Below are 22655 nucleotides of genomic sequence, written 5' to 3' on the forward strand. Positions count from 1 at the left end.
GTTTTGTCTTGTTAAAGAAAGTAGTTTTTTATTAACGTTCGATAATCTTGTAGTAAGTTCGACTAGTTAATTTGTAGATAAAGAAGTAAATGATAATGATACAAAATATTGTAATACCACTGATAATCAGTGTACCTGATCCTTCTACTCCAAAGAGTAAAAGCATTTGTTTTAACATAGTTAAGGCGACAATAAAGTGGACAATAGCAAAGCCGAGTGGCATAAAGAACATTAGCAATGTTTGTGAGTTAATAGCCTGTTTGACAGCTTCTTTACTCATGCCGACTTCTTGGAGAATCTTATAAGATTTTTTATCTTCAATTCCTTCGGTACGTTGCTTGTAGTAAATAATCAAGGCTGCACCAAGCAAGAAACTAAGCCCAAGCAAGAATCCAGTGAAGAGGAAACCACCTGTAACGGTATATAGGGTATCCATGTATCCTTTTCTCGTCTCAACATCTCCCTGAATAGAGTCATCTTTTGAAGCAGAATCAATTGATTTATTAATTGTTGAGACTTCGTTTGGTGAGAGGTTAACAAAGGCTGAATAAGAATGTTGAGCCATCAACTCATGTTCTTTGAAAAGATTTATAACTTCTTGCATGACTGAATCATTACTGAAGATAATAACTCCAGGATTATAACTATTTTTAATTTCAGGGAAGTTAATGTTCTTAAAGTTTTTTACGTTTTCAAATTTTCTATCAAATAAAGTCAATGTTTCAAGTTGGCTATCACCTTTTTGTTTGTAAAAGGCAACTTGATTATCTTCTAAGTCAGGCATATCATTATCAAAAGATTTGATAACATCTTGTGTTGTAAGATAGATAGAGCCAAATTTATTAATTTCTGGATGTTTGACTAAATCATCGGTCAATGTCAGTGATTTACCAGTTGGAATGGAAAACATTGATGATACAGTTTGATAAATGATGTATTCATCGTCAGGCTTGTTGAGTTTGTCTGTAACTTGCTCTTGGAATTTTTCCTTAAGCTCCCCTTCTGAGACTACTTTGGCATTTGGATCAGTATAGCCATAATCAGCAAATGTAATTTTTGTATTTTTTGGAAACATTTCATTTGCTTGTTTCTGACTACTAAAATACAAACTTGATGTTGTGGCAATGGTTACAAAAGACATTGTAGCTAGCAAAGTGATGTTAGCAAGCCCGATAGCATTTTCTTTCATTCTGAAAATCATCTGCGATGTTGTCACAAAGTGTTTTGGTTTGTAAAAATAGTTTTTATTTTTACGACGTCGTTTAAGATACCAAGTCATAAAGCTAACGTAAAAGAGGTAAGTACCAATAATTACCAAAACAACTGCGATAAAGAAACGATAGACAACAACTAGTACAGTAACTGTTTGAGAGGAAATAGATAGATAATAACCTGAGCCAAGACTGATAAGACTTAGTAGGGCAAAAAGAATATTACCACGAGGTTCTTTTTCACCTTTCTCTTGGCGTTTAAACAAAGCAAGAGGTGATGAACGATAAATGATAACAATATTAATGACTTCTAGCAAAGCAAAGATAGCGGCGAAGGCTACTGATGCCAAAATAAATGCTAGCGGCGATAATCCAATAATGAATTTATTATAGTGCAAAAGATTCACAAAGATAAGGTAAAAAACTTGTGAAAAGACTGCGGAAAGCACACTACCAAGTAAGATAACACCTATAAAAATAATTGCTAATTCGATAGATGATACCAGACCAACTTGACTTCGGTTCATTCCAAGGATATTGTAAAGACCAAACTCTTTACTTCTTTGCTTGAGCAAGAAATTATAACTATAGATTTCCATGATGACGGTAAAAATCATCAGAACAACGATTGCAAGTCCTAAAACAGTATTACTGTACTGCATCTCCATTGATACTGGACTATAAATAAGCAATAACGTTGAACAGTCAAGGACGAAAAGTACCACACTGGCAAGTAAAAATGGTCCAAAAATATCAAGTGACTTTTTCAAATTTGACCAAGCTAATTTAGCATAGAACATCTTACTCACCTCCTAGAAGGGCTGTCATCGCAAGTGAAATGTCTTTACTGAATTCTTGATTGGTTTTATTGCCACGGTAAATTTGGTGGAAAATACGACCGTCTTTGATGAACAACACACGTTTGGCATGACTTGCTGCATTTGCTGAGTGAGTTACCATAAGAAGTGTTTGACCATAGCTGTTAATGTCTTCGAAAAGATTTAAGATATCTTCAGAATTGCGATAATCTAGTGCTGCTGTTGGTTCATCAGCTAAAAGCAATTGCGGATTTGTTATCAAACTACGAGCAATCGCAACACGTTGTTTTTGACCACCAGAAAGTTCAAATGGACGTTTTTCTAGCAACTCTTCAATGTGTAATTTTGGCGCTAGCCTTGTAATACGTTTTTCCATTTCTTGATAAGGAAGGCGCCCAAGTACTAGTGGCAAGAAAATATTATCCTTGACTGATAGGGTGTCCAATAAGTTAAAATCTTGAAAGACAAAGCCGAGATTTTTCAAACGGAATTCAGCAAGTTTACTTTCTTTGATTTTAGTGATTTCTTCCCCGTTTAAAATAACTGATCCATTGGTTGGCTTTTCTAGTGTTGCTAAGATATTTAGCAAGGTTGTTTTACCTGATCCTGATTCTCCCATAATGGCGATGAACTCATTTTCATCAACCTTAAAGTCGACATCTTGCAAAGCTCGTGTCACTTCTTTTGAAAAGCGTGTGCGAAAAACTTTCTCGAGGTGATTGATTTCCAGTAACATAATTTCTCCTTTTTTTCATTATACCCTTTCAAGCTCAGAAATGCTTAGTTAATTTTTTGCTTTTGAAAACTTTTTAGCGCTTTTTTAGCAGTCTTCTACCGCTCCAGTACCAAAAAGCTAAGCTTGCTACTCCTACTATGATGATAAATAGAATGCTTATCAGACTATATAATTCAACCATTTTAAGCACCTCCTTTTACTTTGTTATACGAAAGGCATATGAGATGATATAAACAATAGATCCCAGAAATAGCAATACAATCCAAATGAAAAAATGAATCCATAGGCTAAGATAGTGTTTAATTTCTTCTTTCATATACTGCTACTCCTTTCTTATTGATATCTTTAGTTTATCGGAAATCAGCTCTTTCTTTCTTACAGTTTTGGGGATGAAACCTTACAAAAATGTAAGAAAAACACAGAAGCTACTGCTTCTGTGTTTTATATTATCTTACAAGTTTTGTGCAATCTGTTTTAGGTAAGCATGACTTTCGAGCTGTTCAACTGGATTAGTTAGGTCTTTTAAGTTAATTTCGTAGATGCTACTTGCTGTCTCATTAAAGAGTGGCAAAGCTTTCGCCCAATCAATTTTTCCGTGACCAAGTGTCAGGCTATCATGGGTTTCTCCCAGAGAATCCACTAAATGGTAATGAACGATATGATCCTTCAAAGTCTTTAGAGACTGTTGAAGGGCCTCGTTATCACCGTGAAGATAAATAAAAGCATGTGAAATATCGTAAGCTAGAGGATAACCTTTTTCAGCAAGCAAGTGATCAAAATCAGGATTTCCATATGAATAGAGTTTTGAAATACCATTTTCAAACATGATATAGTCTTTGCCAATATGACAAAAGTGATCCATGCGAGAGAAAAGATACTGACGAGCATCCTCGATTGAAGCAAAAGGTTCTAATAGTTCAGCTTCTTCTAACTCGTAAGAGCCGTGAACCAGCACTTTACAGTCGTATTTTTTTGCTAAATCAAGTAATTTTTGTGTTGAAAAATCGATAAAGTTAACCAATTCAGCATTATTTTTTGGATGAGCTACTAATTCCAAACGCTTTCCTTGGTACTTCATAGGGTGATGAAGAACAATAGTCTTTACACTACTTGATTTGACTTTTTGAATGGCTTCTTCAAGTTTTTCTAAACTATCAGCTGTATAATCAACTTCGCTTGTAAAAAATTCAAAAACATCTGGATGATATTTTAGACGACTAGCTACTTGCTCTGGAGCAGAGCTAGCTTTTAATCCTAATTGAATTGGAAACATGATGTCACCTCTTCTTTGATTAGTAGGTTTAAACGTTAAGGTATTCTTCTAAGTCTTTCAAAGCACGTTCAGCAACTTTTTCGTAACGTTCTTTTTTATCACGGATACGTGGTCCTTCGAGTTCTTTAACGATACCAAAGTTAACGTTCATTGGTTGGAAATGTTTGCTTTCAGCGTGAGTGACGTAGTGTGGTAAAGCTCCAATAGCTGTTGTTTGTGGGAAGATAACAGGTTCTTCGCCTTTGAAACGACGCACAGCATTGATACCAGCTACAAGACCTGATGCAGCAGATTCAACATAACCTTCAACACCAGTCATTTGACCAGCGAAGAAAAGATTTGGATTTTGACGTGTAGCAAATGTTTCTGTCAAAAGGTTTGGTGAATCCATGTATGAGTTACGGTGCATAACGCCGTAGCGGACAAATTCAGCATTTTCGAGGCCTGGAATCATACGGAACACACGTTTTTGTTCTCCCCATTTAAGGTGTGTTTGGAAACCAACGATGTTAAATAAGCTACCAGCTGCATTGTCTTGACGCAATTGAACAACGGCATAAGGTGTTTTAAACTCGCCATCACGTGGTCCTTTGTAATCTTCTGGGTATTCTAGTCCGACAGGTTTCATAGGACCATAGAGCAATGTTTTAATGCCTCGTTTTGCCATGACTTCGATTGGCATACAACCTTCGAAGTATTTTTCTTTTTCAAATGAATTTAGTGGTGCTTCTTCAGCATTGACAAGTGCTTCATGGAAAGCCATGAATTCTTCTTTTGTCATTGGACAGTTTAGATAAGCTGCTTCCCCTTTATCGTAACGTGATTTTAGGTAGATTTTGTCCATGTCGATAGAACTTTTATCAACAATCGGTGCTGCTGCATCGTAGAAATAGAAACCGTCACCACCGTTTAATTCGTGGATTTTTGCAGCTAAAGCATCTGAAGTAAGTGGTCCACTAGCGATAACTGTAATGGCATCGTCTGGGATTTCAGTGATTTCTTCGCGAATGACTTCGATAAGTGGGTGGTTTGTGACTTCGTCAGTTACCATTTGTGAGAAACCGTCGCGGTCAACCGCAAGAGCGCCACCAGCAGGGACGCGCGTGCTTTCAGCGGCTTTCATGATAACAGAATCCAAACGGCGCATTTCTTCTTTCAAAAGACCAACAGCGTTTGTTAAACTGTCGCCACGAAGCGAATTTGAGCAGACAAGTTCAGCGAATTTATCTGTTTTATGCTGAGGTGTTGGTTTAACCCCACGCATTTCATAAAGTTTAACTGGAATACCGCGCTTAGCAATCTGATAAGCAGCTTCAGAGCCAGCTAAACCAGCTCCAATAACGTTAATGTATGATGATTGAGACAATATACTAATACCTCCAAAAATGAGCTTAGAGAAGCTTAAAACTCATTTTCCAGATGTGGGAGTTTGCCCATATCTGAATCTTTCTATTTTTGATACCAGACTATCATAACATAAAATCAGTGAAATACAAATAAAATATTAAATCAATAGACATAACTAAAATTATGTAAATAATTTAACGAATTTCTTTTTTTATCGTTAGAAAAGGCAAATCCAAGCAGCTAGTAAAACACTAGATATGCTGAAAAGTGATCCAATTAAGTAGTATTCTGCAAAAGTAGGACTTTCAGATATTTTATTGTAGCGAGCAATCGATTTCGCTGTAAAGACCAGCCCGATTGAGGCAAATTGATTAAAGATGATGCAAATACTCATGATAACACGTTCTAAAAGTCCGATGGTTGCTCCTGCACCTGGAATGGTATCCAATTTTTGATTGTCTTGTGGCTGATATTTTTGAAAGAAAATCTTGAAAACAACATTTGTTGGCTTAGTGATGAGAACAAGAAATAAAATCAGATTTAAAACTTGTGCAGTTACAGCATTGACAGTCAGATAAGGACAAAAAATACTCCCTGTCAATAAAACGATAATCACTAAGTGAAGCATCTGATCTGCTAAAAATGTCCACATAGTACTGAGATGAAGGCAGTTAGCGACACTCGATTTTCCAAAATCAATGATAGCATGGCTAAGTAAGATAAGCAGACTCGTCAACCATAGACTTGGTAAAAAGCAAGTTAGTAAAATCAGAGGAAAAGCTACTCCTAGAAGATGAAGCAAAAGGTACTTTTTATCAGTATTTTTACGGTCAGCCACCTTTTGACTTTACAGTTGGAAATCAGATAAAAAATGACAGATTAACAACAAGGTCAAAACAGGATGCTGTGTCAAATATTGTGAAAGTCCAGTGATAGGCATTAAGCTAACTCCTCTCCATAGTGTTTAAGACAATTTAAAGCTGTTTTTCGTGCACGAAGATATACTTTAATATTGCTGCTTTTAAGACGTTTTGATAAGGCGCTGGTCGTTAATGCTAAGCGTTTAGCAAGCATTTGTTGATCGAACTGCTCATTGTAAATTCCAAGTGCTAATAACTCTTTTAAGATGATTTCTTGACTTGCTCGCCAGTCTGATTTAATAGCTTCGCTGCTTGCAATCAAGGTATTAAGGATATTGACTTGATTCTCATCATCAAAAGAAACCGCAATTTGTGTATTACCGTAGTCATTTTTTTGATGAATATAGTTAATGGCTTTTCTGGCATGCCAGTATGCTGGACCATCAGCGCCAATACTTTGTTCGGGATTGATGTCTGTTAGAATTTTTCCCATTCCAATCCCAAAACGCACCTGGTAAGGCTTCATGGCCAGATTGATACGGTCAATGATTTGAAATAAAGGAGCATCAAGACTCAGTAATCCTTGAAATTCATCGCCTAATGTAATGGATAATTTGGATGCCAAAACTGCTTGAAATTCATTGTTCAAATCAGCTAAGCAAGATTCCAGTGATTTTTGAACTTGGTAGCGATTATCGATTTTTTTGAACCAATAATGTCGCCAATTAATGCAAAAGAATTCATAGGCCACCTCTCTTATAGGTCTATTATAACAGACTTATTCAAAAAGTCTGTTATAACGGAAATTATTTAAAAAGTCTATTATAATGACAATAAAAATTGACCTAAAAAAACCTCGCAAAGAAAATTTGCAAGGTTTGAAGGATTTATTTAACTTTTGCTTCTTCGTAGTCGCATTCTTCATTGCTGCAGACGACTTGTTTACCACCGCCACGAATTTTCTTCTCAACGAGGAATTGACCACATTTTGGACAAGAACGTCCGACTGGTTTGTCCCATGAAGTGAATTCACACTCAGGATATCGGTCACAGCCATAGAAAAGACGATTACGTTTTGTCTTACGTTCAATCACTTGACCTTCGCCACAAATTGGACAAGTCACACCAATTTCTTTTGTGATGGCTTTGGTGTTGTGACATTCTGGGAAATTACTACATGCGTAGAATTTACCGTAGCGTCCTAATTTGATTACCATTGGGTGTCCACAAACGTCACAGTCAAAACCAGCAGGCTCATCTTTGATTTGAATTTTTTCAATTTCAGTTTCTGCTTTTGCTAGTTCTTTTTCAAATGGTTTGTAGAAAGCATCAATGACTTTTTGCCATTGTTCTTTTCCTTCTTCGACTTCATCAAGTTTACCTTCCATATCAGCGGTAAATTTGACATCAACGATATCAGGGAAGAATTCAACAATCAAGTTATTGACGATTTCACCCAATTCAGTTGGTTCGAAGCGTTTTGAAACCAAGCGAACGTAGTAACGTCTTTGGATAACATCAAGTGTTGGTGCATAAGTTGATGGACGTCCAACACCGTTTTCTTCAAGCGTTTTGATTAATGTGGCTTCAGAATAACGTGCTGGTGGTTGAGTGAAGTGTTGTTCAGGGTTTGTTGAAACTTTCTTAACAACATCACCTTCAACCATGTCAGGCAACATTTTATTCTTATCAGAATCATTATAGACAGCTAAGTAACCGTCAAATTTGACTTTACTACCGTTAGCTATGAAGCGAACGCCATTTTGCTCCAAGTTAACTTTCATGGTATCAAACACCGCAGCTGTCATTTGACTTGCGACAAATCGATTCCAAATCAATGTGTAGAGTTTCAATTGGTCTTTGTCTAAGTGTTTTGCGATAGATTCTGGTGTTAGGTTAACGTTTGATGGGCGAATAGCCTCGTGGGCATCTTGAGCACCTGAAGCATTTTTCACACGGCTACCGTGTTTAGAATAATTTTCGCCGAAACGTTCTGTAATGAAACCTGCAGCATCATTTTGCGCAACAGGACTGATACGTGTAGAGTCAGTACGCATATAAGTAATCAAACCTTGAGTACCGCTCTTGCCAAGGTTAATCCCTTCGTATAACTGTTGAGCAACCATCATAGTCTTACGTGTACGGAAGTTAATTTTGTTAGCAGCATCTTGTTGAAGAGATGATGTTGTATATGGAAGTGGTGCGTTACGATGACGCTCTTTCTTTTCAACTTTTGCTACGTTAAACTCATCACTTGTAAGTCGGGTAAGGACTGCTTGCACATCTTCGTTAGTGTTGAGTTTTAATTTTTTACCATCAATGCCATAAAAGGCTGCTTGGAATTTCTTAGTTCCTTTTTTGAAGAATCCATCAATCGTCCAGTATTCTTCAGGTTTAAAGTTTTTAATCTCATTTTCACGGTCGATAATGAGTTTCAATGCGACAGATTGAACACGACCCGCAGAAAGACCTTTTTTAACTTTTTTCCAAAGCAATGGTGAGATAGAATAACCAACAATACGGTCAAGAACTCGACGGGCTTGTTGCGCATCTACCAAATCCATGTCAATCTGACGTGGTTCAACGAAGGCATTTTTAACAGCATCTTTAGTGATTTCATTGAAAACAACACGGTTTTTATCATTTTCGTCAAGTCCCAAAATGTGTGCCAAATGCCATGAAATAGCTTCTCCCTCACGGTCCGGGTCACTTGCAAGATAAACTTTTTTAGATTTTTTAGCCTCTTTTTTCAAATCGTTAATTAGAGGACCTTTACCACGGATATTGATATACTGCGGTTTATAGTTATTTTCAAAATCAATAGACATGCTTGATTTTTTCAAATCACGGATATGACCAACTGAAGCGACAACTTTGTAGTTGCGTCCTAGATATTTTTCAATGGTTTTTGCTTTAGCTGGTGATTCCACAATAACCAAGTTTTTCTTGGCAGCTGTTTTTTTCTTTGTTGTTTTTTTACTTGTCTTTTTAACAGCTGTTTGGGCTTTTGTAGTAGTCGTTGCCATAAGCTCACTTCCTATCAGTAATAAACTTATAACATGATACCCCGCTTTTTCCAAACTGTCAATAAAAAAGTTATATTCAATAGAAAAAACTTGTTTACAATTGGTACTCTGAAAGGACATCTAATCCTGATGTGATGCACTTTGCGCCTTCTTTGATTAAATGATGACATCCGTCAGATTTTCCGTCTAAAATATTACCTGGAATGGCAAAAACGTCTCGTCCTTCTTCTAGGGCTCGTTCACAAGTAATTAAGCTGCCAGATCGCAATTTAGCTTCTGCTACTATGACGCCTTGGGATAATCCTGCGATAATGCGATTGCGTTTTGGAAAATGGTATTTTAGTGGCGCTTCTGATGCTGTGTATTCGCTCAAGATTAAGTGATTTTTTCCAAGATACTCCTGCAACTGCTTATTTTCTTTGGGATAATAGACGTCAAGACCACAACCAATAACTGCTATTGTCGCTCCGCCATTTTTTAGTGCTGAAATATGTGCACTGGTATCTATCCCCCTAGCTAAGCCACTAACAATGACGAATTGATTTCCAAGTTCTTTAATGATTTTTTGAACGGACTTGGTTCCTATCTGTGTGGCTGTGCGTGCTCCTACTACTGCTATTTTCGGACGTTTGAGCAAATCAATATTGCCTTGATAAAAAAGCAAAACAGGCGGATTATAAGAGTGTTTTAATTCCAGCGGATAGTCGTCATCTAGTATTGAAATACTAGGGTATTGATTAAAGACTTTTCGCAAAGTTTTACTATCCAAATCTTTGTATTTTTCCATAAATAAAATAGGATTCTTACATTTGGACACAACTGCCATATCTCGCAAGGAAAGAGATTTCTTTTCTTGCTTTTGATATTCTAAAACGGCTAGAATGTTGAGATTTGTTAGTCCTGCTTGTTTTAATTTAAATAGTTCAAAGTTATTCATTAGTCACCTCACTACTTTTCTATTCGAAAAAAGTCCTATAACCATAGGACTTTGTGAGAGTTTTTTTGAGTTAATCTAATGTTTTGATGATTTTAGCTGGATTTCCAGCGATAACCACATTATCTCCAAATGATTTAGTTACAACAGCGCCAGCACCAACGACGACATTATTACCTAAAGTGATACCTGGTAGAATGGTTACCCCACCACCAAGCCATACATTATCACCAATAGTGATTGGTGCTCCATATTCCAAACCAGAAATACGTTCTTTCGCATCTAGTGGGTGAAGAGGAGTTAAAAACTGACAATTCGGACCAATCATAGCGTTGTCTCCAATGTGAATCTCGCAGACATCTAACATGGTACAGTTATAATTAGCGAAAAAGTTCTCACCAACGTAGATATTTGACCCGTAATCGCAGACAAAACGCTGCTCCATTAGTAAGTTATCGCCTGTAGAACCAAATAATGATTTGATAATTTCTTTACGTTTCTGACGGTCTTCTTCATTATTAAAGAGAGTGATTTGTTTACGGGCGTGTAAACGCATGGCAAGTAGATCACTGTCACCCGCATCATATAGCTGACCAGCTAGCATTTTTTCTTTTTCGCTTGTCATTTAGTTCTCCTTCAACATGGATTTAATCGGTTCAAATGTTTTACGGTGAATTGGTGTAATACCGTGTTCTTTGAGACCTGCAAGATGATCTTTAGTACCATAACCAACATTTTTTTCAAAAGCATAGCCAGGATACTCTTTGGCGTAATCTGCCATCATGCGGTCACGAGTGACTTTAGCAACGATAGAAGCTGCCGCAATTGAGAGAGAATTAGCATCTCCTTTGATGAGTGATTGCTGTGGGATGTCAGTGTCTAAGTGCATGGCATCAATCAAAAGATAATCAGGCTTAGTCACTTGTCCCTTGATTTGGTCAATTGCTTGGAGCATACCAACTTTTGTCGCTTCATAAATGTTGATATCATCGATGATAGTATTATCAATTACACCAATACCAACTCCTAAAGCACGCGCAAGGACTTCTTCATAAATTTCCTCGTGATGCTTTTTAGGGATTTTTTTAGAATCATTAAGATGTTTGATTTTACAATTCTTAGAAAGGATGACGCAAGCAGTCACCACTGGTCCAGCAAGAGGGCCACGGCCAACTTCATCAATTCCTGCGATAGCTTGGTAGTCTGCTTGATAAAGCTCTTTTTCGTAGCGCAGCATATGTTCTAAGCGCAAGTCTTCGTCGATATTGGCTTGAATAGCCTTTTTACGCTGGATGATAGCTTTTTGCACGCCTGCTCGGCTATCTTCCTCGTAGGCTTGCCAGCGTGTATCGTCAAGACTGTCAATGTCAGCTAGCGCTTCTTTGATTTCTTTAACGGTCGCCATTTTCAACCTCTTCTACAATGTCTAATGTATAGCGTCCAAGTTTACCTTCACGAACATCTTTGACAAAAAGAGCGTAAAAACGGTCATAGTCATCACGGAAACCAAGTTTTTGTGTCATGGCTATGATAATTTCTGGTGCCTCTTCTTCCAAGTCAATGCCTTTATAACGTTCAATCAAACGTTCTGGATAATGTTCTTTGAAGAAATTAAGTCCAAAGATAGTTACTTCGTCCATTGGTAAGAGTTGGTCTTTGATGGCTCCGGTAAGAGCAAGTTTTAGACCAACCACTTCGTCTTCAAATTTTGGCCAAAGAATCCCTGGGGTGTCAAGAATTTCCAAATCTTTATTTGATTTAAGCCATTGTTGCCCTTTAGTAACCCCTGGTTTATTTCCGACAACGGCGATTTTCTTACCAGCTAAACGGTTCATAAGAGTTGATTTACCTGCATTTGGAATACCAATAATCATCGTACGAAGGGTTTCTTTTTGAATACCACGTTCACGCAATTTAGTCAATTTGTCAGCCATTAAAGATTTAGCTGCTTCTGTAACTAATTTTACAGTAGCTTGTTCTTTTGAGTTGACAGCAAGAGTTTTAATTCCTTGGCTTTCAAAATAACGACGCCATTCTTTTGTACGATTGCTATCAGCCAAATCAGCTTTATTTAAAATCATAAGTTTTGGTTTATCACCAACGATTTTAGTTAGCATCGGATTTTGACTTGATAGTGGCAAACGCGAATCGACTAAAATAGTCACGAAATCCACGTGTTTAATATTTTCTTGCACTTGTCTACGAGCTTTAGACATGTGACCTGGGAACCATTGAATAGTAACCATTAAGATATTTATCCTTTCATAGTAAGCTTTATTTGCTTGTGTTTGATACTGTATTTATTCTTGTTTTATTAAGATTTTTAAAATCTTAAACCACGTTCTATTATACCATAAAGTCAATTCTTGACTATCTCTTAGTAGAGCGATACAATAAAATCACATAGGAAAAAGCTTTCAATCAAGGAGATTCAAATGGACGATTACAAAGGATTAACAAGTAAAACGTATCTTTCAGAGCGTTTAGAGCAAACAATTAAAAGCTATGATAAGAAAGCTCGTTTTCATCGTGCTTGGTTTATCGTGTTTAAAGTTATTCAAATCATTACCTTAGCTTTAATCCCGATTTTAGCTACTTTACCAATTCCTTGCTTTAAATTGTTGGCAGTAGTTATTGCTTCTTTAGTTCTCGTTCTCGAAGCTCTCATTGCACTTTCAAGTCATAAAGATAAATGGCAACTTTATCAAGAAACTTCAAAAACGCTCGCTTCAGAAAAATTTGCCTTTGAGACTAAAGCTGGTATCTATCAGGAAAAATCAGATGATGAACGTTTTTCACTCTTGGTTGAACGCTGTGAAGTGATTGTTAAGTATCGCAATTAATTAAAAGAACCCTGTGTTTTCAGAAACATGGGGATTATTTTTTCTTTTGTAGTGAAATTAGTATTGGAATACTAGTAAGCGTTAGGTAATATAAAACATAAAACCATTTGTGACTTTGACCAAGCATAACGTAACTCATGATTAAATAAAAAACACAGTATCTTAGCCATAATTTCGCTATCGTTTTAGGGTGATTTCTTATAAACGAATTGACTCTTTTAATCAATAATCTGATATTCCTTTTCAAATGTTTTTTGAGCAACAATACGGCGATTGGTAATGTCGATATAATCGCCTAAGTATGCTAACTCATACATACCGTAGCCAGCAAATCCTCCGCCTAGACTTCCAATCGCTCCTGTTTTAAGGCTTTTAACTGTCGATGGCTTTAAACCAGCCATTAAAACACGAAGGTGATTATCTAACCAACAAAAATATCTTTTTGCAAAAGCTTCTTTTACCCAGTCAGGACTATTTCGATTATCTTTGCTGACTTGCCAAACATCTGCAACTTTTCCCTTATAAGTAGCTTTCATTTTTTCTCTTTTTTTATTTCCCTTTTTATGATTTGCTAAAAGATTACAATAACTATCAGTTTCACTAGGACGATGATACTTAGAGACTTTTGAATATTAGATTTAAGTTTTCTAGGCCACTTCATTAATCGCGTGATAGTTAGACAAATGCTTAAAAAACTTAAATAACTAACTATTGTTATCAATTGTTGCATCTAATTTACCCCAAAGTAATACTTCTATCCTCTATTTTACCAGATTAATCATTAAAAAAACGACCATGTCGTAAACAGTCGTTTTTTCGTCGTGAACGGTTATTTTTTAATGGAGAGAATGACTTCTGCTCCACCCATACTAGGATTTGAAATTCTTAAACCTCCATGATGTTTTTCAGCTATGCCTTTCGCAAAAGATAGTCCAATACCATAGTGTTTTTCGCTTCTGCTATTATGTTCAGTGAAGAAAAATTTTGCGGCATTTTTAAGAGCTTCATCTGAAAATGGTTGACCATCATTCCAAATGGAGAATATGAGATGACTATCATCTTCTGAAATGCTAAGGCGAATTTTTCCTTTTGGGGCATGTTGAGTAGCGTTTACTAGGATATTAATCAGTGCACGTTTAAGATTTAAGCTATTTGCTAAAAAAGAATTGGTAGCACAGGTATTTCTCATCTTGAAATCAATTGCATTTAGTTTTAGAATATCTTCAATTTTTACCGATAAATCAGCTAAAAAAGGCTTTAAGAATAGCTTTTCTTTATGGTCGTTATCGCTTAATCGACGACTATAGTTAAGCATTGCGTTGAAATAGTTTTCAAATACTAAAAGGCTATTATTGATTGATGTTAGAAAACTCGTTTGTTGTTCGTTAAGTGGTGTCATTTCAATCAGTTCGATATTTCCCTTAATGACCGTTAACGGAGTTTTGACATCGTGAGCTAAGGCAGCAATTTGAAAAGATAAATCTTTCTTTTCACTTCTTTCTCTTTCAATCAGTTTAGCTAATTCATCACTTTTTTGTGCTAAAACAGTTAAGGTGTCATCAAATTCCGCAATTCTAGAATACTCTAGGAAATCTGAGTGAGACTTAGTTCCCATATTTTGAGTTGATTTTTGGATAGCATAAAAATTTGAAGTGAATTCTTTGAGCAGTCTTGTGATTGCAAAAATAAGAACCAGCAAAAAGCCGATGATAAAGATGATGTAAGTCAGCGTATTGTACGAAATTGAGCGAAGCGCATGATTTGAAAACTCTGGTATGCTAGATTGTCGGACAACTAAAACGTAGTGCGAATTTTGGGCAAGGTAATAGGTAACCCCATTTTCGTTTAAGTTTTTTCTCTCTTTAAAAGCTTTTTGGTAATACATCAAATCCTCAGTGACATTTGTTCGCTTAATGACCTTCCCAGTCTGGTCATATAAAACGTAGTCATAAGGTACTTTCGTCATTTCTTTGACAATCATATCTTTAGAGATCTTATCTGAAAGACTAATATTTAGCTGATTGCTGAGACTAATTTGTTTAGTATAGGCAAGGACACTTGTTAAGGTTAAAATAAAACAGATAACAAGGACAATTCCGACAATCACTTCAATGACGGTTTGAAAAATGCGTTGTTTTAATGTTTTAATCTTTTTTGCTTTAATCATGCCACTGATATCCCACTCCTCGAACTGTTTTTATAGGATTAATGTCATAGAGAGAAAATTTTTGACGAATTTGATAAACATATTCTGAAATAGATCTAAAAAGAGTATCCGAATCATCGTTATATACGCCTTCGTAGATATTTTCACGTGTAAAAACTTTTTTAGGCTGGCTAGACAAGAGCTCTAGAATATGGTATTCACGACTGGTTAGAGGAACGCGTTCACCATTAATGTAAATGCTTTTTTCTTGCAAGTAAAATGTCATTGTAGAAAATTCACGTTTAAATTCTTGAAAGTCTTTTTTTGCCTGCTTAAGGCGTTCTTCCCTTTTTAAATGTGCTTCCACTTTTGCGACTAGTTGTTTAATACTAAATGGTTTGGTGATGTAGTCATCGCCACCGAGTTTGAGACCAGAAATGATATCTTCTTCGCTATCTTTAGCACTAACAAAGATAATTGGTGTTGCAATACGATGGCGAATTTCTTGGCAAAGAGCCATGCCATCCACATTTGGCATCATAACATCGAGTAAAATTAAGTCAAATCCCATAAAATCATTGATATCAATAGAAGAGTTTACTACTTGATAAGTTGTTACAGCATAATTTTGCATTTCAAAAATATTAGTCATTAGTTTTAAAATTTCAAAATCGTCGTCCACAACTAAAATTTTGTACACTTTTGTCACCTCAATTGTATTTGTTTCTATTTTACTATAAGAAACATGATTTCACTCATTTTTATTGCGTTTAAGTGTTAAAACGGCTATAACATCTAACATCAGTATCAAAGCTAACAAGATGAAAATGGTCTTAATCATTAGCTTTTTTTCAGGCATTAAGATAGCATTAACTGGCAAAATGATAGGAATCCAGAAATTGCCCATAAAAGCATGATTTGAAGCAAAAATGATAAAAAGACACTCCACGAATGAGATAATGAGATTAAGACCTTTTCCTGCCCATAAGCTAAGTAAATGATGAAAATGATTGAGAAAGACAAGTAAAAGCCAAGTCAAGCTTCCTGAATAAAAGGTATAAGAGATATCATTGATCACATATCCAATGCTCCCCCATAAAATAAGACAAGGCAGAATGACAATAAGATCACGCGCTAACAACTTAAGCAACCAAATTTTAGCTCTATTGTGACTACTGTTGATATTTTGGCAGTGATTAGCTTGTTCTTCTTGCTCCATTGTTAGCAGCGAGACAATAGCCAGCATTAAACAATAAGCTAGCATGGGTAAAAAGGTCATCGCCTCTAGGGTGTAGGAGGTTTGATGATTTGATAAATAAACTGGTATGGTTAACCATTCTAAAGCAAATAAGCCAATCATCAGGTATAAAATAGCCGAATTTTTTAATTTTAAGAACTCGCTTTTTAAAATCTTAACCACGTTTTTGCTCCTTTAGTGCTTTGATGAAGATAAGAAATAAAAGGACGGATAAACTGATTGCTACAATGCATAGTCCTACAGGATGAGGGTGATTTAGTACTTCTACTTCTCCAGAAGGTTTTAAGTGAAGAAGAGCTTGGGCGATTTTATAATGATATGTGTAGGGAAATAAATTCCAAAAAGACGTTTGTGCTAAAAATGGCGCAACGAGCAAACATAAAAAAGAATTTAGAACGAAGACCAAATAACAATTAATCCATTTTGAAAGGTAAAATAAGAGAGGGACATTCCATGCAGAAGCGATAAGCATCAATAATAGTACCCAAGCGTCACGAAAAAAGTGGACAGTCATCACACCGCAAAAAACAAATGAGACAAGATAAAGAAAAAGTAACAGAACACAATTTGCTAAAAATAGGTTCTTTAATGCCGTCATGACTTTTGCGACTTTAATTTTTCCAGTTAATTTACCTTGAAGTGTGTTTTGAAAATGTCCAGCTCCTTCTTCAGCTTTATAATCATAAACAAATAACAATCCTGCCAAAGTAAATAAAAACAATGCTTCCCACCAATAAATTGAAAAACTCTCTAGAATCGTTGGTCCGCAAAGCAAAAAAGCGATAAAGAGAGAGATAAATGGCAAGACTAAACATAATTTAAAGTAAGCACCATGTTTTTGTTTTAGGCATTCTGATTGAAGTATTTTTCTCATTTTTCATAACCTCCATGGACAATAGAAAAGAAGAGTTTTTCTAAATCTTGTTTGTCTTGATTGGGCTGATTGTAATGAATTTTTCCTTGATGCAGGATAACAATATCATCTGCAATCTTACTAACTTCATGTAATTGGTGACTTGAGATGAGAATCGTTATTCCTTTTTGCTTGAGAGAGTTGATTAAATCTAAAAGTTCTTTGATGCCATCTGGGTCTAAGCCGTTAGTTGGCTCATCTAAAATCAGAAATTCTGGATTGGTAATGATTGCCATACCAAGTCCTAAACGTTGCTTCATTCCTAAAGAAAATTTACCAGCTTTTTTGCGACCAGTATTTGCTAAACCAATTAAGTTCAAGGTTTCTCGTATGGTTTCATCTGGAATATCATAAAGCAGTGCTTTAGTTTTTAAATTATCAAAAGCTGATAAATTCATGTAAATAGCTGGTGACTCAATTAAAGCACCAAATTTTTTATCATCTTTTATCTCTATACTCGTTTTTCCATCAAATAAAATTTCACCAGCACTCTGACTTTCTAAACCATAGAGTATTTTCATTAATGTAGATTTCCCAGCTCCATTGACTCCCAAAAGTCCACAAATCGAACCTGATTCGATGGTAAATGAAATATCATTTAAAACTTCCTTATCCTTGAAGACTTTCTTGATATGTTTAATTTGAATTTGCATAAGCTAACCTCCTTTTTTATCAAGGATACATTAGTTTTTTCAGAATTAGTTCAGAAAACTAAAAAAGCTTGAGAAATTTCTCAAGCTTTTTCATTACATTAATTCATTGAAGTCCCAAACTTCTGTCCAACCTTCATAGAAATCAGGCTCGTGGCAAACCATTAGGACGCTACCCTTGTAGGCTTTAAGAGCACGTTTCAATTCTTCTTTAGCATCAACGTCTAAGTGGTTGGTTGGTTCGTCAAGGACAAGGACGTTATTTTCGCGGTTCATGAGCAGGCAAAAACGCACTTTGGCTTGTTCCCCACCAGAAAGTACTTGAATTTGACTTTCGATATGTTTTGATGTCAAACCGCAACGAGCAAGAGCAGCACGCACTTCTGCTTGGTTCAATGCAGGGAAGGCATCCCAGACAGCTTCAAGTGGTGTTTGACGATTACCAGCAGCGACTTCTTGTTCAAAATAACCAAGTTCAATGTAATCACCACGTTCAACGCTTCCTGAAATTGGCGGAATGATTCCTAGTAAGCTCTTAAGAAGTGTCGTTTTACCAATACCGTTGGCACCAATGATGGCAACTTTCTGATTACGTTCAAAAGTTAGATTAAGTGGTTCTGTCAATGGACGGTCGTAACCAATTTCCAAATCTTGTGTTTGGAAAATAAAACGACTTGGTGTACGTGATTCTTTGAATTCAAAGGATGGTTTTGGTTTTTCAGCCTGAAGCTCAATACGGTCCATCTTATCCAATTTTTTCTGACGTGACATAGCCATATTACGTGTAGCAACACGCGCTTTGTTACGATTAACAAAGTCTTGCAAGTCAGCAATTTCTTTTTGTTGACGTTCGTAAGCAGCTTCAAGCTGTGCTTTTTTTATAGCGTAAACGGCTTGGAAATTATCATAGTCACCAGTGTAACGAACCAAATCGTGATTTTCCACATGATAAACAATATTAATCACGTCATTTAAGAATGGAATATCGTGTGAAATCAAAATGAAGGCATTTTCGTAGTTTTGAAGGTAACGTTTCAACCATTCAATGTGCTCAGCATCAAGGTAGTTTGTTGGTTCGTCAAGAAGCAAAATATCAGGTTTTTCAAGCAAAAGTTTTGCTAACAGAACTTTGGTACGTTGACCACCAGAAAGTTCTGTGACGTCAGACTCCATGCCAAAATCCATAACACCAAGGGCGCGTGCAACTTCATCAATTTTAGTGTCCAAAGTGTAAAAATCGCGTGATTCTAGACGGTCTTGCAACTCTCCTACTTCTTCCATTAGAGCATCCATATCTGCGTCTTCATCAGCCATAGACATGTAAATGTCATTGATACGTGCTTCTGTTGTGAAAAGCTCATCAAAAGCTGTACGTAAGACATCACGTACTGTCATCCCTGCTTCAAGTACAGTATGTTGGTCCAAGTAACCTGCAGTGACATATTTTGACCACTCAACTTTTCCTTCATCAGGTTGCAAATGTCCAGTTACGATACTCATGAAAGTTGATTTTCCTTCACCGTTTGCCCCGACAAGACCGATATGTTCACCTTTCAACAGACGGAAAGACACATCCTCAAAAATCGTACGCTCACCAAAGCCATGACTTAAATGTTTAACTTCTAAAATACTCATCTCTTATATTCTTTCGTTTATTTTCTTTTTGAAAATAGCTGCGCAAACAGCCTATTTATAATAATCTTTTCAATTATAGCATGATTTTGATAGCTAAAGCAATGACTTTATTCGTTGAAAACGCAAACTAAAAAGCCTTTATAAAAGGCTTTTGTGATTTATTCAGAAATCGCTTTAGTATGACTTTTTTCTGGAATGAAGAATTGTTTTAAGATTGGGTATAAAATTGGTACAGAGATGATTGTGACGAGCGCTGAACCAAATGTTCCACCGATTTTAACCAAAGCTGTCAAAAAAGCTACTTGCAAATGAAGACCACCCACAAGACTATTAATCAAAGTATATTTCACAAGATTACTAATGATTTTTGTAATGGCAGCTACGACCCCAACAATGATCACATTGCGTGTTTTGGTATCAGAATGCAAAAGTTTTTCAAAAACAAAATGAAGAACTAAACAAACAATTAATGATTCTAAAATCGTAATCCAAACTTCCGCAGCATAGCCATTAAGCACATCGAACAAGCCTAGCCCGATAGATGCAACAAGTGCTGCAATTCTTGAACCAAATAGTAGAACCGCTATTACAACCAAGGCATTACCAAAATGAACAAACTGAGCACCCAGCGGAATACGTAAAAACTGAACACTGATAAAGATTAATGCTGAATAAAAACTAAGTTCAACCAGTTGACGTGTGGTAAGATTTTTCATGCTTTTTCCTCCATTAATTGTTTGAATTGTAAAGCTAAGTCAGCCAGATAAGGCTCGTACGATAGGCCGAATCGCAAATCTCGATTTAATGACAAAGTCCTTTGTAAGGTCTTATCGATAAAGTTTAGAGCAACTTTGGCAACATCATCTAGACTTAAGTCGTGAAAATAACCAGCCCCAAGAACTGCCGTTACTAAATCCCCTGTTCCAAAGAAATGATATGGATAGGCTTTCGAAAAATGATAAGTGATTTCTCCACTCTTGCTATCATAATGCGCTAATCCAACATTATCATCTTCAAAAGAAACTCCGGTTAAGATAATGTGTTTATTATGAAGATGGGATAAACGCTCACAGAGTTGCTCAATATCAGTTTTATCATAAGTTTCACCAAGATAAGGATAATCAGCCAAAAGGCAAGCTTCTGTTAAATTCGGCATAATCACATCAGACTTTGTACAAAACTCACGCATGGCTTTGACAAAATCTTGCTCGTATCCAGCATACAGACGACCATTATCAGCCATAATAGGATCAACAAAGCGTGGTAAATTATGCTCACTAGCAAATTTAGCTAAATCTTCTAATTGTATTTGATTCTTAAAATATCCTGTAATCAAACCATGACATGGAAAATCAAGCGTCTCCCATTGCTTGATAAAGCCTTGTGTTGCTTGAGTTAAATCTGTAATAGCAATCTTATCAAATCCCCCCGTATGAGATGATAGCAAGACTGTCGGCATAGGAATAACTTCGATTTGACAATTTGATAAAACGGGCAAAGCGCTTGATAATGCCACTTTTCCAACCCCAACAACATCGTTGGCAACAATCACAGAACGTGTAATTTGATTCATCATAAATGACTTTCTAATCTCGCATCAAAACCAGATTCAATAACTCGAAAAGGTTTTAAATTAAGAGTTTAGAAATATTGTAAGAAAATTCAATTTATTATACAATAGGAATCATAAGAAACTGTATGGGGACAGATTATGACTAGTAAATATCAAGAAATCATAACAACTATCATCGACCAGATTGAAAATGGTAAATTGCAAAAAGGTGAACGTATTCCATCCATTCGCCGTCTAAGCCAAAAATTTCACTGCAGTAAAGACACCGTTCAACGGGCTTTGCTAGAATTAAAGTTTAAAAACTACATTTATGCTGTTGAAAAAAGTGGTTATTTTGTCCTTGAAGGAAAAAGCCAAAAGGAAACACCGCTGAATCTCAGTTTATCTGACTATAACAACATGGCTTATGAAGACTTTACAACGTGCTTAACAGAAACCCTTGTGAATCGTGAGAACTACCTCTTTAACTACTACTATCAGCAAGAAGGACTACAAGAATTAATCGATTCCTTGCAAAATTATCTTGAAAAGAGCGCCATTTACGCCAAAAAAGAAGATATTTTGGTTACTTCAGGGACCCAACAAGCCCTTTACATCCTTTCGCAGGTGCCTTTTCCAAATCACAAGAAGACGATTCTTTTGGAACAGCCTACCTACCATCGAATGAATGATTTGGTTGCTTCTCTAAAGCTGCCTTATCAGACCATTGAACGTGATTTTGAAGGCATTGATTTAGCAAGATTAGAAGAATTGTTTAAGACTGGGGATATCAAGTTTTTCTATTCTATTTCACGCTTTTCAAATCCCCTTGGTTTATCGTATTCGACCAGTGAAAAGCAGAAAATTGTTAAATTGGCTGAATGTTATGATGTCTACATCATCGAGGATGATTACATGGGAGATTTTGCAAAATCTACGGATTTGCCTCTCCATTATTACGACACTTCTGGTCACGTTATTTACCTTAAATCCTTTTCAATGACTATTTTTCCTGCTTTGCGTTTGGGGACCATTATCTTGCCACCAGTTTTAACCAAAGCTTTTCTTGACCATAAAAAAATGATTGACTACGACACCAACCTTATCATGCAAAAAGCGCTATCGCTTTATCTGGATAGTGGTTTGTTTGAAAAAAATCTAAATTACCTCAAGCAAGTTTTCCAAAAACAGAGCCAGAAAATTGATACCGTTCTTGCTGACTTTCCAAGGATTCAGCATTTCAGCAGCTCTCTTCAAGGATTGGTAGTTGAACTTCCTGAGGACCAACACTTAGGTGACCTAAAATTCACTGATAAAATCAACTATCTGGAGGATAACTACCTTTCTTTGACAGAAAAACGATTCATTAAGCTTTCAAATAATCAGGATGTTTTCAGTATTTTAACAATGATAAGTGAGCGATAAAATAAAAAGCCAGAGAAACAGAATCTCT

General features: G+C 36.1%; 20 protein-coding genes and 2 pseudogenes. 2 read left to right on the forward strand and 20 right to left on the reverse strand.

Annotated elements, in window-relative coordinates:
* Positions 1-31: 31 nt before the first annotated feature.
* The 11 genes and pseudogenes from DQN23_RS04360 to ylqF all read right to left on the reverse strand — a co-directional run bounded on the left by DQN23_RS04360 (position 32) and on the right by ylqF (position 12451).
* Complete coding sequence (locus tag DQN23_RS04360) at positions 32-2011, reverse strand: FtsX-like permease family protein (protein WP_111712798.1); 1980 nt, start codon at positions 2009-2011, stop codon at positions 32-34.
* A 1-nt stretch (position 2012) separates the two neighbouring features.
* Positions 2013-2765 (reverse strand): ABC transporter ATP-binding protein, encoded by a 753-nt coding sequence (locus DQN23_RS04365; RefSeq protein WP_020916726.1) that lies wholly within the window; start codon positions 2763-2765, stop codon positions 2013-2015.
* A gap of 451 nt (positions 2766-3216) precedes the next feature.
* Positions 3217-4038: a sugar phosphate isomerase/epimerase family protein gene (locus DQN23_RS04370; protein ID WP_020916727.1), complete on the reverse strand. Its 822-nt coding sequence runs from the start codon at positions 4036-4038 to the stop codon at positions 3217-3219.
* Positions 4039-4066: 28 nt separating this feature from the next.
* Entirely contained in the window at positions 4067-5404 is a 1338-nt protein-coding gene (trmFO, locus tag DQN23_RS04375) for a methylenetetrahydrofolate--tRNA-(uracil(54)-C(5))-methyltransferase (FADH(2)-oxidizing) TrmFO (RefSeq protein WP_111712799.1), read from the reverse strand.
* A gap of 198 nt (positions 5405-5602) precedes the next feature.
* Positions 5603-6325: pseudogene (locus tag DQN23_RS04380) on the reverse strand (DUF3307 domain-containing protein).
* Positions 6325-6989, reverse strand: a pseudogene (locus DQN23_RS04385) (SatD family protein). The pseudogenes DQN23_RS04380 and DQN23_RS04385 overlap by 1 nt, the downstream one beginning before the upstream one ends.
* Before the next feature lie 143 nt (positions 6990-7132).
* Positions 7133-9271, reverse strand: coding sequence for a type I DNA topoisomerase (gene topA / locus DQN23_RS04390; protein ID WP_111712800.1), 2139 nt, complete (start codon positions 9269-9271; stop codon positions 7133-7135).
* Between the two features lie 94 nt (positions 9272-9365).
* Positions 9366-10208 carry a DNA-processing protein DprA gene (gene dprA, locus DQN23_RS04395; RefSeq protein WP_111712801.1) on the reverse strand — a complete coding sequence of 281 codons (843 nt, stop codon included), beginning with the start codon at positions 10206-10208 and terminating at the stop codon, positions 9366-9368.
* Positions 10209-10278: 70 nt separating this feature from the next.
* Positions 10279-10830, reverse strand: a complete 552-nt coding sequence (locus DQN23_RS04400; protein WP_020916781.1) for a sugar O-acetyltransferase — start codon at positions 10828-10830, stop codon at positions 10279-10281.
* A complete protein-coding gene (locus DQN23_RS04405; RefSeq protein ID WP_058813926.1) occupies positions 10831-11610 on the reverse strand; it encodes a ribonuclease HII in 780 nt (259 codons plus the stop codon).
* Positions 11597-12451, reverse strand: a complete 855-nt coding sequence (ylqF, locus tag DQN23_RS04410; RefSeq protein ID WP_058813928.1) for a ribosome biogenesis GTPase YlqF — start codon at positions 12449-12451, stop codon at positions 11597-11599. Before ylqF ends, DQN23_RS04405 begins: the two co-directional genes overlap by 14 nt.
* A gap of 189 nt (positions 12452-12640) precedes the next feature.
* On the opposite strand from ylqF, the gene DQN23_RS04415 reads away from it, so the two are divergent.
* Positions 12641-13048, forward strand: coding sequence for a DUF4231 domain-containing protein (locus tag DQN23_RS04415; protein ID WP_111712802.1), 408 nt, complete (start codon positions 12641-12643; stop codon positions 13046-13048).
* A gap of 218 nt (positions 13049-13266) precedes the next feature.
* Here the strand turns inward: DQN23_RS04415 and DQN23_RS04420 are convergent, their stop codons facing one another.
* The 9 genes from DQN23_RS04420 to DQN23_RS04460 all read right to left on the reverse strand — a co-directional run bounded on the left by DQN23_RS04420 (position 13267) and on the right by DQN23_RS04460 (position 21223).
* Positions 13267-13584, reverse strand: a complete 318-nt coding sequence (locus DQN23_RS04420; protein WP_020916786.1) for a hypothetical protein — start codon at positions 13582-13584, stop codon at positions 13267-13269.
* Positions 13585-13877: 293 nt separating this feature from the next.
* Positions 13878-15215, reverse strand: a complete 1338-nt coding sequence (locus DQN23_RS04425; protein WP_111712803.1) for a sensor histidine kinase — start codon at positions 15213-15215, stop codon at positions 13878-13880.
* The gene (locus tag DQN23_RS04430) at positions 15208-15894 is read right to left on the reverse strand and encodes a response regulator transcription factor (protein WP_058813934.1); all 687 of its coding nucleotides are present in this window, start codon (positions 15892-15894) and stop codon (positions 15208-15210) included. The genes DQN23_RS04425 and DQN23_RS04430 overlap by 8 nt, the downstream gene beginning before the upstream one ends.
* A 51-nt stretch (positions 15895-15945) precedes the next feature.
* Positions 15946-16614 carry an ABC-2 family transporter permease gene (locus DQN23_RS04435; RefSeq protein WP_058813936.1) on the reverse strand — a complete coding sequence of 223 codons (669 nt, stop codon included), beginning with the start codon at positions 16612-16614 and terminating at the stop codon, positions 15946-15948.
* Entirely contained in the window at positions 16607-17326 is a 720-nt protein-coding gene (locus DQN23_RS04440) for an ABC-2 family transporter permease (protein WP_111712804.1), read from the reverse strand. Before DQN23_RS04440 ends, DQN23_RS04435 begins: the two co-directional genes overlap by 8 nt.
* Positions 17323-18018 carry an ABC transporter ATP-binding protein gene (locus DQN23_RS04445; RefSeq protein WP_058813940.1) on the reverse strand — a complete coding sequence of 232 codons (696 nt, stop codon included), beginning with the start codon at positions 18016-18018 and terminating at the stop codon, positions 17323-17325. Before DQN23_RS04445 ends, DQN23_RS04440 begins: the two co-directional genes overlap by 4 nt.
* Before the next feature lie 93 nt (positions 18019-18111).
* A complete protein-coding gene (locus DQN23_RS04450) occupies positions 18112-19650 on the reverse strand; it encodes an ABC-F family ATP-binding cassette domain-containing protein (protein WP_111712805.1) in 1539 nt (512 codons plus the stop codon).
* Between the two features lie 158 nt (positions 19651-19808).
* Positions 19809-20366: an ECF transporter S component gene (locus DQN23_RS04455; RefSeq protein ID WP_020916794.1), complete on the reverse strand. Its 558-nt coding sequence runs from the start codon at positions 20364-20366 to the stop codon at positions 19809-19811.
* Positions 20363-21223: a pyridoxamine kinase gene (locus DQN23_RS04460; protein WP_020916795.1), complete on the reverse strand. Its 861-nt coding sequence runs from the start codon at positions 21221-21223 to the stop codon at positions 20363-20365. Before DQN23_RS04460 ends, DQN23_RS04455 begins: the two co-directional genes overlap by 4 nt.
* 138 nt (positions 21224-21361) lie before the next feature.
* Here DQN23_RS04460 and DQN23_RS04465 point away from each other — a divergent pair, with 138 nt between their 5' ends.
* A complete protein-coding gene (locus DQN23_RS04465) occupies positions 21362-22627 on the forward strand; it encodes an aminotransferase-like domain-containing protein (protein WP_020916796.1) in 1266 nt (421 codons plus the stop codon).
* Positions 22628-22655: the final 28 nt, after the last annotated feature.

The organism is Streptococcus lutetiensis (genome assembly GCF_900475675.1).
Lineage (GTDB): Bacteria > Bacillota > Bacilli > Lactobacillales > Streptococcaceae > Streptococcus > Streptococcus lutetiensis.